Annotated in this window: 13 protein-coding genes; 9 read left to right on the top strand and 4 right to left on the bottom strand. The window is 72.4% G+C overall.

The genetic code is table 11. The features are described from left to right. Nucleotides 1–344 precede the first annotated feature (344 nt). The 8 genes from E4099_RS22310 to amaP all read left to right on the top strand — a co-directional run bounded on the left by E4099_RS22310 (nt 345) and on the right by amaP (nt 6,063). Entirely contained in the window at nt 345–1,943 is a 1,599-nt protein-coding gene (locus E4099_RS22310; RefSeq protein ID WP_135340893.1) for an ABC-F family ATP-binding cassette domain-containing protein, read from the top strand. Nucleotides 1,944–2,329: 386 nt separating this feature from the next. After that, complete coding sequence (locus E4099_RS22305; RefSeq protein ID WP_030021347.1) at nt 2,330–2,551, top strand: helix-turn-helix domain-containing protein; 222 nt, start codon at nt 2,330–2,332, stop codon at nt 2,549–2,551. A gap of 105 nt (nt 2,552–2,656) precedes the next feature. Continuing rightward, nucleotides 2,657–3,436, top strand: coding sequence for an enoyl-CoA hydratase/isomerase family protein (locus tag E4099_RS22300; protein ID WP_386388673.1), 780 nt, complete (start codon nt 2,657–2,659; stop codon nt 3,434–3,436). 247 nt (nt 3,437–3,683) lie between these two features. Further along, the gene (locus tag E4099_RS22295) at nt 3,684–4,172 is read left to right on the top strand and encodes an Asp23/Gls24 family envelope stress response protein (RefSeq protein WP_135340891.1); all 489 of its coding nucleotides are present in this window, start codon (nt 3,684–3,686) and stop codon (nt 4,170–4,172) included. Nucleotides 4,173–4,208: 36 nt separating this feature from the next. Further along, the gene (locus E4099_RS22290) at nt 4,209–4,397 is read left to right on the top strand and encodes a hypothetical protein (RefSeq protein WP_135340890.1); all 189 of its coding nucleotides are present in this window, start codon (nt 4,209–4,211) and stop codon (nt 4,395–4,397) included. Continuing rightward, nucleotides 4,331–4,735 (top strand): Asp23/Gls24 family envelope stress response protein, encoded by a 405-nt coding sequence (locus tag E4099_RS22285; RefSeq protein WP_386388671.1) that lies wholly within the window; start codon nt 4,331–4,333, stop codon nt 4,733–4,735. The genes E4099_RS22290 and E4099_RS22285 overlap by 67 nt, the downstream gene beginning before the upstream one ends. Then, a complete protein-coding gene (locus E4099_RS22280) occupies nt 4,732–5,373 on the top strand; it encodes a DUF6286 domain-containing protein (RefSeq protein ID WP_209446692.1) in 642 nt (213 codons plus the stop codon). Before E4099_RS22285 ends, E4099_RS22280 begins: the two co-directional genes overlap by 4 nt. 93 nt (nt 5,374–5,466) lie before the next feature. After that, nucleotides 5,467–6,063, top strand: coding sequence for an alkaline shock response membrane anchor protein AmaP (amaP, locus tag E4099_RS22275; RefSeq protein WP_135340888.1), 597 nt, complete (start codon nt 5,467–5,469; stop codon nt 6,061–6,063). 82 nt (nt 6,064–6,145) lie between these two features. On the opposite strand, the gene E4099_RS22270 is transcribed toward amaP, so the two are convergent. From E4099_RS22270 to E4099_RS22255, 4 genes are all read right to left on the bottom strand, one after another. Further along, on the bottom strand, nt 6,146–6,901 hold the full coding sequence (locus E4099_RS22270) for an SDR family oxidoreductase (protein ID WP_135340887.1): 756 nt from the start codon (nt 6,899–6,901) through the stop codon (nt 6,146–6,148). A 78-nt stretch (nt 6,902–6,979) separates the two neighbouring features. Then, nucleotides 6,980–7,819 (bottom strand): SURF1 family cytochrome oxidase biogenesis protein, encoded by an 840-nt coding sequence (locus E4099_RS22265; protein WP_135340886.1) that lies wholly within the window; start codon nt 7,817–7,819, stop codon nt 6,980–6,982. 80 nt (nt 7,820–7,899) lie between these two features. Next, nucleotides 7,900–8,133, bottom strand: coding sequence for a hypothetical protein (locus tag E4099_RS22260; protein WP_135340885.1), 234 nt, complete (start codon nt 8,131–8,133; stop codon nt 7,900–7,902). 96 nt (nt 8,134–8,229) lie between these two features. Further along, a complete protein-coding gene (locus tag E4099_RS22255; protein ID WP_135340884.1) occupies nt 8,230–9,237 on the bottom strand; it encodes a DEDDh family exonuclease in 1,008 nt (335 codons plus the stop codon). Nucleotides 9,238–9,426: 189 nt separating this feature from the next. On the opposite strand from E4099_RS22255, the gene E4099_RS22250 reads away from it, so the two are divergent. Continuing rightward, the coding region (locus tag E4099_RS22250; protein ID WP_135340883.1) for a sterol desaturase family protein at nt 9,427–10,414 on the top strand (988 nt) is incomplete at its 3' end.

The following is a 10,414-nucleotide window of genomic DNA, read 5'->3' as shown; positions in this document are numbered from 1 at the left end:
GAGCGGCGCACCGCGGCGGCGCACCCCCTCCGGCCCCAGGAGGAGCCCCTCGCGCACCGCAGGGGCCCAGTGCGGCGCCGTACGCCGCGGTCTCGCGCCCCGGAACCCGGCCGTGAGGCTTTGCGGAGGCGAATGTGATCCTCCGCACAGTCGCGCGCCGGGCGCGGACAACGCCCCAGGACAGGCCGCTGTGTCCCGGAAACCGCCTTGCGGGCCCCGGTAAACTGCTTCTCATGGCATTTCTCCTCGCGCATTAGACGGCGCGGTCCGCATCCCGTCAGCCCATCCCCGGCCCCGGCCGCGGGGACCCCATCGCCGTCCATCTGCCCAGGAGTCAACCCCCTGTGATCACCGCATCCGGCATCGAGCTGCGCGCCGGCGCCCGCGTCCTCATCGAGTCCGCCTCCTTCCGCATCGCCAAGGGCGATCGGGTCGGCCTGGTCGGCCGCAACGGCGCCGGCAAGACCACCCTCACCAAGTGCCTGGCCGGCGAGGGCATCCCGGCCGCCGGCACCATCACCCGCTCCGGCGAGGTCGGCTACCTGCCGCAGGACCCGCGCACCGGCGACCTGGACGTACTGGCCCGCGACCGCGTCCTGTCCGCCCGCGACCTGGACGTGGTGCTGCGCAAGATGCGCGAGAACGAGGAGCGGATGGCGAACGGCAAGGGCGCCACCCGCGAGCGGGCGATGAAGAAGTACGAGCGGCTGGAGACCGAGTTCCTCACCAAGGGCGGTTACGCCGCCGAGGCGGAGGCCGCCACCATCGCCGCCAGCCTCGGCCTGCCCGACCGGGTGCTCGGCCAGCCGCTGCACACCCTCTCCGGCGGTCAGCGGCGCCGCGTCGAGCTGGCCCGGATCCTCTTCTCGGACGCCGACACCCTGCTGCTGGACGAGCCGACCAACCACCTGGACGCCGACTCCATCAGCTGGCTGCGCGACTACCTCAAGACCTACCGCGGCGGCTTCATCGTGATCTCGCACGATGTGGACCTGGTCGAGACCGTGGTGAACAAGGTCTTCTACCTGGACGCCAACCGCTCGGTGATCGACGTCTACAACATGGGCTGGAAGCTGTACCAGGCCCAGCGCGAGGCCGACGAGAAGCGCCGCAAGCGGGAGCGGGCCAACGCCGAGAAGAAGGCCGCCGCGCTCAACGCGCAGGCCGACAAGATGCGGGCCAAGGCCACCAAGACGGTCGCCGCGCAGAACATGGCCCGCCGCGCCGAGCGGCTGCTCGCCGGCCTCGACGAGGTGCGCGCCTCCGACAAGGTCGCCAAGCTGCGCTTCCCGGACCCCGCCCCGTGCGGCCGGACGCCCCTGATGGCCGAGGGCCTGTCCAAGTGGTACGGCTCGCTGGAGATCTTCACCGATGTGAACCTGGCCATCGACAAGGGCTCCCGGGTGGTCATCCTCGGCCTCAACGGCGCCGGCAAGACCACCCTGCTGCGCCTGCTGGCCGGCGTGGAGAAGCCGGACACCGGCGAGGTCGTCCCCGGCCACGGCCTCAAGCTCGGCTACTACGCGCAGGAGCACGAGACCCTCGACCCGGACCGCACGGTGCTGGAGAACATGCGCTCCGCCGCGCCCGACCTGGACCTGGTGGACATCCGCAAGACGCTGGGCTCCTTCCTGTTCTCCGGCGACGACGTGGACAAGCCCGCCGGGGTGCTCTCCGGCGGCGAGAAGACCCGGCTCGCCCTGGCCACCCTGGTGGTCTCCTCGGCCAACGTGCTGCTGCTGGACGAGCCCACCAACAACCTGGACCCGGCCAGCCGCGAGGAGATCCTGGGCGCGCTGCGCACCTTCACCGGCGCGGTGGTGCTGGTCACCCACGACGAGGGCGCGGTGGACGCGCTCCAGCCGGAGCGGATCATTCTGCTGCCGGACGGTGTCGAGGACCTCTGGGGCGCGGACTACGCGGATCTGGTGGCGCTCGCCTGATCCGGTACCTGGTTCCGACGGTCCCGGACACGCACCGTGGCCGCCGGGTGCGATCAAGAGTGATGGATCATTCGGCCGACAGGTGATCCATCATCTGAGTGAGAGCGGCTGGTACCGCGGCGCGCCGCACCGGTTCGGCGCGCGCCGCGGTGTGTGCGCCGGGGCTCCTCCCTCACCTCCCCGTGGCCTCCTCTCTGACCTGCCACTTCGTGTGGATCACCGAATGGCGGCATCGCCGGCGGCAGCCGGAATTTGGGCTTCCGGCGGCGCCGAGCCCGGAATTCCGGGGAAGTCTTGTGCCATGGACCTTGCCGAATGGGTGGCCAGGAAGCCGTGAAGGGGTGATCATGAGAAGTCCAGAGCGCACTTCCCATGAGGAGGCACGGGTGGCCGAGACTCTGAAGAAGGGCAGCCGGGTGACCGGCGCCGCGCGCGAAAAGCTCGCGGCAGACCTGAAGAAGAAGTACGACTCCGGTGCGAGCATCCGGGCGCTGGCCGAGGAGACCGGCCGGTCCTACGGCTTCGTGCACCGGATGCTCAGCGAATCCGGAGTGACGCTGCGTGGTCGCGGCGGGGCGACGCGAGGCAAGAAAGCCGCCTCCGCCTGACCTTCCTACTGGCGGGTATGGGCAGTGCCACCCGGTTGATCGGTCGGTCGACCGGGTGGTTACTGTGCAGTCACTAACCTGACTGCGGCCGACCGGAGGCTCCCAGTGACCCTGCTTGACAAGGACGGCGTCCAACTCACCGTCGATGACGCGGTTGCCACGGTGACCCTGTCCAACCCGACCAAGCGCAACGCGCAGAGCCCCGCCATGTGGCGCGCGCTGATCGAGGCCGGGCAGTTGCTGCCGGGCACCGTGCGGGTCGTGGTGCTGCGCGGAGAGGGCAAGTCCTTCTCCGCCGGCCTCGACCGGCAGGCGTTCACCCCGGAGGGGTTCGACGGGGAGCCGTCGTTCCTGGACATGGCGCGCGGCTCCGACGCCGAGCTGGACGCCACCATCGAGGAGTACCAGCGGGCCTTCACCTGGTGGCGGCGGAACGACATCGTCTCCATCGCCGCCGTCCAGGGGCATGCCATCGGCGCCGGCTTCCAGCTGGCCCTCGCCTGCGACCTGCGGGTCTGTGCCGATGACGTGCAGTTCGCGATGCGCGAGACCAGCCTTGGCCTGGTGCCCGACCTCACCGGTACGCACCCGCTGATCGGACTGGTCGGCTACGCCCGCGCGCTGGAGATCTGCGCCACCGGCCGCTTCGTCCACGCGGACGAGGCCGAGCGGGTCGGACTGGCCAACCTGGTGGTGCCCGGCGCCGAGCTGGACGCCGCGGTCCGCGACCTGGCGGCGGCCCTGCTGGCGGCGCCCCGGAACGCCGTCATCGAGACCAAGGCGCTGCTGCGCGGCGCCACCGGGCGCACCTACGAGGAGCAGCGCACCGCCGAGCGGGCCGCCCAGGGCCGCCGCCTGCGCGACCTGGCGGGCCTGGCCGAGTAGCCCGGCGCCGCGGCGCGCGGTGCGGGCGGCGCCGGGCCGGTAGGCAGGACCTGCCGCGGAGCCGCCCGGAGCCGCCCGCCCCATCATCGAAGGCGACCGCCGAACGCCTCCGCCCCACCTCGGGGGCCGGGGGAAGTTCGGCGGTCGCCTTCGTACATCTGCCGCACCCCGGAAGCAAGAACGACATATCCCGCCTACTGTGGCAAAAGGAGCCAGAGGGGATTCCGTTCGAAAGGGTTGATCGGCGATGACGGAGACCACGCAGCGGACCGGAATCGGCAGCTCGGGCACCGAGGCCGAGCGGAGGCCGTACGAGGCGACCGCCGCCCGCCGCGGCGCCGGGGGCGAATCCGGTGTCCGGGGCAAGACCACCATCGCCGACGGCGTCGTGGAGAAGATCGCCGGACTCGCCACGCGGGACGTCGACGGCGTGTACGCCATGGGCAGCGGTCTGGCGCGCACCTTCGGCGCGGTACGCGACCGGGTCCCCGGCGGCGGCCGATCGGTCACCCGCGGAGTGAAGGCCGAGGTCGGCGAGGTCCAGACGGCACTGGACCTGGAGATCGTGGTCGTCTACGGCGTCTCGATCTCCGAGGTCGCCCGGGCCGTGCGGGAGAACGTCGTCTCCGCGGTCGAGCAGATGACCGGACTGGAGGTCGTCGAGGTCAACATCGCGGTGAGCGATGTGAAGCTGCCCGACGAACCCGAAGAGGAGCAGGAGACGCGGGTCCAGTAGGCGACCGGCGTACCGCTGGTAAGGGGAGTGCGCGACATGAACATGGCGGTGGTCGGAATGATCGCCGGGATTGCCCTCGCGTTCGCCGGCTACTTCGGCGGCTTCGGAGCGTTCCTCCTGGTGGCAGCGCTGGGAGCGATCGGTTTCGTGGTCGGCCGATGGGTGGACGGCCATCGGGACTTCGGCAGTCTCTTCCACAGTCACGACCGCGAGCGACGGCGGTGAGCGGGCCGGGCGAGCCCGCCGAGCGGGGTGCGATCCGGGTCGCGGACCGGGTCGTCGCGAAGATCGCCGCACAGGCGGCGCGCGAGGCGCTGCCCGCCCTCCCGCGCACGCCCCGGCCGGAGGCCGCGGTCTCGGTACGGGACCGCACCGCCCGGGTGCGGATCGCCCTGGAACTCGGCTACCCCCTGGACATCGGCACCCACTGCGGCGCGGTCCGCCGGCATGTCCGCAGCCGGGTGGCCGGACTGACCGGCATGGAGGTGCGGGAGGTGGCGATCACCGTGGAGCGGCTGCGCTCACCGCACCTGGGAGGCGCCGGCCAGGAGCGGGTGCGATGAGCTCGACCGGCCCCGTGGACCTCCGCAAACCGGAACCCCCGTCGTCCGCCTCCACCGGGGCGCACCTGGCGGCCCCACCTGGCAGCGCCCCCCGGGCAGGCCGCTTCTGGTCGGTGCGCCGGATCCCGGCCGGCATCGTCGCGGCGATCACCCTGGGGGCGGTCGGTCTGCTGCTGTACGACGTGGTCTCGGTACGCGCCGGACAGCCCGGCATGTACTGGCGCCGCAAGCTGGCCGAGGAGTTGGCCACCCGGCCGCTGGACGACGGCTGGGTCATCGGCGGCGCTTCGGTGGCCATGGCCCTGGGGCTGTGGCTGCTGGTCCTGGCGCTGACCCCCGGGTTGCGCCGGGTGCTGCCGATACGCCGGGACACCGCCGATCTGCGCGCCGGGCTGGACCGTCCGGCGGCCGGCATGGTGCTGCGCGACCGTGCGATGGAGGTCTCCGGGGTCCGCTCGGTACGGGTCGCGGTCGGCCGGCACCGCGCCCGGGCCCGTGTCCAGGCCCACTTCCGCGACCTGGCGGAGGTGCGCTCCGATGTGGAGGCGGCGCTCACCGAGGGCATCCGGCAACTGGGCCTGGCCCGTCCGCTCAGGCTCTCCCTCCAGGTCAGCCGTCCGCCCAAGAAGAAGCGATAGGCCCGGCGCGCCGCGCCCGCGGACGCACGAGGCGGCGGCAGGCGCCGCGCCAAGGGCAGTGCAGAGAGAGCCGTACAAGAGGGGTGACCGAGGGTGCTGAGAGCCGTCAACCGGGTCCTGGTGGCGCTCGCCGGGCTGGTACTGCTGGCCGTGGGCGGCGCCGTCCTGCTCTCCGGGCTCGACCTGCCCCGGCACTGGGGGTTCGGCACCCCCTCCTGGTGGCCCTTCCACGGGCCGCACGATGTGCTGCTGAGCCGCGCCGACCGGCAGCGCTGGCGGAACGAGAGCTGGTGGTGGCCGGCCGTGATCGCGGGGCTCGGCGCCGCACTGCTGCTCGCCCTGTGGTGGCTGCTGGCCCAGCTGCGCCGGCACCGGCTGGGCGAGGTGCTGGTCGCCGACGACGAGGGGGTGGAGGCGGTGGTACGCGGCCGGGCCCTGGAGACCGTGCTGGAAGCGGAGGCGGAGGCACTGGACGGGGTGGAGCGGGCCCGGGCGCGGCTGCGCGGGCGCCGCACGGCCCCCAGGGCCCGGCTGGGCCTGCTGCTGACCCCCCGCTGCCAGCCGGCGAGCGCGCTGTACCGGCTGCGCGCCGAGGTGCTGGAGCAGGCCCGCGGCTCGGCGGGGCTGGCCCGACTGCCGGCCGAGGTACGGCTGCGGACCGAGCGGCACCGCGCGGAACGGGTGACCTGACCACGGGGCCGGTCCCCCGGGGTGCCGCCCGGGAGTGACCGGGGCCTGCCACCGGGCTCCGCGCGGTACGCCGCGCCGTCCCTCAGAAGCCGTGCAGCGCGCCGCCGTCCACCGGGAGCATCAGGCCGGTGAGGTAGGAGGCCGCGGGGGAGAGCAGGAAGGCCGCGGCCTTGCCGAACTCCTCCGGCGTACCGTAGCGGCGCAGCGGGATCGCCTCGCTGTGCCGGCGGCGGGCCGCCTCCGCGTCACCGGAGAGCGCGTCCAGCTCGCGCACCCGGTCGGTGTCGATACGGGACGGCAGCAGCCCGACGACCCGGATGCCGCGCGGGCCCAGCTCCACGGAGAGCGACTTGGCCAGCCCGGCGAGCCCGGGGCGCAGTCCGTTGGAGATGGTCAGTCCGGGGATCGGTTCGTGCACCGAGCCGGAGAGCACAAAGCCGATCACCCCGCCCTCGGTCAGTTCCCCGGCGGCGGCCCGGGCCAGGCGGAGCGCCCCCAGGAAGACCGCGTCGAACGCGGCCTGCCACTGCTCGTCGGTGTTGTCCGCCAGCAGCCCGGCGGGCGGTCCGCCGACGCTGACCAGGATGCCGTCGAAGCGGCCGAAGCGCTCTCGGGCGAGGGCGACGAGGCGTTCGGCGGTGCCGGGGTCGCCGTTGTCGGCCGGTACGCCCACCGCGTTCGGGCCCAGTTCGGCCGCGGCCTTGGCCGCCCGCTCGGCGTCCCGTCCGGTGACGACCACCTTGGCGCCGTCGGCGACCAGCTCGGCCGCGGTCGCCCGGCCCAGCCCGCGGGTGGCGCCGGTGACGATGTACACACGGTCTTTCAGTCCCAGATCCATGGCCTCAGTCTGCCGTGGCCGGATCTCGGCGACGCGAGCAGGAGGCGATCGGGCGGCAGGTGCCGGGTCGGCCGCGGGTCAGCTCGCGGGAGCCGCGGCGGGGGCCGCCTCGTCGGCGGCCTTGTCCTCGGCGGCCTCGGCGGCCTCGGCAGCGGCCTTCTCGGCCGCCGCCACCCGGTCCCGGCGCTCCCGGCGCACCAGCACGATCCAGCCGGCCGGCACCCCGGCGGCGAACAGCCACCACTGGATGGCGTACGCGATGTGCGGGCCGATGCTGCTGTGGTCCGGGGGCGGCACCGGGGTGGGCTGGTGGCTGCCCTTGGGGGAGGAGGAGGCGAGTTCGATGTAGCCGCCGAGCAGCGGGCGGGAGAGGGACTTGGCCTGCCGCTCGCTGTTGATCAGCATCACCTGCCGGTCGGGCAGGCCCTGCTTGTCCCGGATACCGCTGCTGCCACTGGTCTCGTCGGCCCTGAGCCGCCCGGTGACGGTCACCTCGCCGCGCGGGGCGGCGGGTACGTCGGGGAACTTGGTCAGGTCGCCGCCCGCCGGGATCCAGCCCCGGTTGACCAGCACCGCGCGACCGTCCGCCATCAGCAGCGGGGTGACCACGAAGTAGCCGATGGACTGGTCGTCCTTGCCGGTGCGCTGGCGCACCACCACCTCGTGCGCCCCGTCGTACCGGCCGCGCGCGGTCACGGTGCGCCAGGTGTCGTCCCGGCTCACCTCGCGCCCGGGCGCGGTGAGCTTGCCGACCGGGACGGGTGGTGAGTTCAGGCTGGCGGCGATCAGCTCGTTATGCGCTACCCGGTGCTGGTGGCGGTGGAGCTGCCAGAAGCCCAGTCGGATCATGACCGGGATGAGGAGGAGCCCCACCAGGGTGAGGATCACCCACTGCCGGGTCAACAGGAAGCGGTACACGACCCAAGACAGTACCCGTCCGGGCCCGCCCCCTCGCCGGTGGGTACCCCGGGCGGCCGCCGGGCCCGGAGGCGAGCCGCTCAGACGCGGTCGACGATGCCCACCCGCCCCTCGGCACGGGCGCAGTGCGCCCCGCAGTACCAGTGCCCGTCGGCCTCCACGCCCTGCCCGATGACCTGGCAGCGGCAGTGCTCGCAGATCGGCGCCATGCGGTGGATGGCGCAGGAGAAGCAGTCGAAGACGTGCACCGCGCCCTGCGCGTGCACCTCGAACGTCATGCCGTAGTCGTTTCCGCAGACCTCGCAACGTGCCATATGCCACAGCCTGCCGGGCGCTGCGGTGATCGGCGAGCCGAGCCCGGGCGCGTCGCCCGGACTTCACCTGATTGTCGGCTGGTACGACGGATGGGCTCAGCCGGATGCCGCTCCCGGAGCGGGCCGGACGTGCTGGAGCAACTGCATGAACGCCGCCTCGTCGACCACCGGGGTGCCGAAGGAGCGCGCCTTGGCGACCTTGGAGGTGGGGGACTCCGGATCGTTGGTGACCAGCAGACTGGTGAGCCGGGAGACGCTGGTGGCCACGTGCAGGCCGGCCTCCACCGCGCGGTCCTCCAGCAGCTCGCGGTCGACCGAGGTGTCCCCGGAGAAGGCCACCCGCATGCCCTGGACCAGCTGCTCGCCCGGGACGTAGCGACCCGGGTTGGGGTACGGGCACGGGGGCCGCTTGCGGCTGGGCCGCCAGCTGCCCGAGGGGTAACCGCGCTGCCGCCCGATCGCCGGCGAGCCGCCGCCCGCCGGGCTGTCGGTCCACTCGGTCAGCGGCTGGCAGGCCAGCAGCGGCAGGCGCAGCTCGGCCTGGGCGGCCAGCCGCAGACTGGGCTGGAAGGCCTCGGCCAGCACCCGGGCGTCGTCCAGGGCGTGGTGGGCGCGCCGCTGCACCACGCCGTAGTGCGCGGCGAGGGTCTCCAGCTTGTGGTTGGCCAGCGGCAGCCGCAGCTCCTTGGAGAGCGCGATGGTGCACAGCCGCTGGCGCACCGGTGCGGTGGCGCGGGCCCGGGCGTACTCGCGGGCGATCATCGACCAGTCGAAGGCCGCGTTGTGGGCCACCAGCACCCGGTCCGCGAGCCGCTCGGACAGCTCCTCGGCGATCTCCCGGAACAGCGGGGCGCCGGCCAGGACCTCGCTGGTCAGACCGTGGATCCACACCGGGCCCGGATCGCGCTGCGGATTGACCAGCGTGTACCAGTGGTCCTGCACCTCGCCCCGGGCGTCCAGTTGGTAGACGGCGGCCGACACTATCCGGTCGTCGCGGGCCAGTCCGGTGGTCTCCACGTCGACCACCGCGTACCCGGCGGGGTACCCGGCCGGCCAGGAGGACGGCGCGGTCGGCGGTGCGGCTGGCGTGCGGTCTTCGAGCATGGTCACTGAGGATACGGGCCGCCACCGACACGTCACCGAGGGGGCATGTCTGCTATGTGATGTTGCGAAACCTTATAGGGCATTTGTTATCCGTCGAGAATGGCGAAACCTGCTGCTGACGAACGTTCTCGCATACCTGCCAGTAACTGACCCCTAGCGGTGACGGCCCGGGCGCTTTATGTTGCGAACATGCCGCACCTGCCCGATGTAGTGCTGTGGTCCGTACCTGCCTTCGTCCTGCTCACCGCGGTGGAGTTGGTCAGCTACCGACTCCACCCCGATGAGAACGCCCAGGGATACGAGACCAAGGACGCCGCGACCAGCATCACCATGGGTCTCGGCAGCCTGGGGTTCGACTTGCTGTGGAAAATCCCGATTGTCGCGATCTACACAGCCGTCTACGAGCTCACCCCGCTGCATGTGCCGGTCCTGTGGTGGACCGTGCTGCTGATGCTGCTGGCGCAGGACTTCTTCTACTACTGGCAGCACCGCGGCCACCATGTGATCCGCGTGCTGTGGGCCTGCCATGTGGTCCACCACTCAAGCCGGAAGTTCAACCTCTCCACCGCGCTGCGCCAGCCGTGGACCTCCTTGACCAACTGGCCGTTCTATGTGCCGATGGTCGCCCTCGGGGTGCATCCCGCCGCGGTCGCCTTCTGCAACTCCGTCAGCCTCGTCTACCAGTTCTGGATCCACACCGAGCGGATCGGCACCCTGCCCCGCCCGATCGAGTTCGTCTTCAACACCCCCTCGCACCACCGCGTCCACCACGCCTCCCAGGGCGGCTACCTGGACCGCAACTTCGGCGGCATCCTCATCGTCTGGGACCGGCTCTTCGGCTCCTTCGTCCCGGAGACCGAGCGGCCGGTGTACGGGCTGACCAAGAACATCGACACCTTCAACCCGCTGCGGGTCGCCACCCACGAGTACGCCGCCATCGCCCGCGACCTGCGGGCGGCGAACGACTGGCGCGAGCGCGCGGGCCGTGTCTTCGGCGGCCCCGGCTGGCAGCCGTCCGCCCCGGCGGGCGGTGGCTCGGGTGACGCCGCCTCCGTCCAAGGCGGCCCGAACGCCGCCGCCGGCCGGCCCGGACCGGACATCGCCACCCCCGACCGCTCGGCGGCATCCGTCCCGGCCCGTACGGATTCCCTGTCTCTTTTAAAAATCTTACGCTGCC

It is taken from the genome of Streptomyces palmae, assembly GCF_004684805.1.
GTDB classification, from domain to species: Bacteria; Actinomycetota; Actinomycetes; order Streptomycetales; family Streptomycetaceae; genus Streptomyces; species Streptomyces palmae.
Note: the sequence above shows the minus strand (reverse complement) of the source record. Positions and strands in the feature narration are given on the sequence as shown.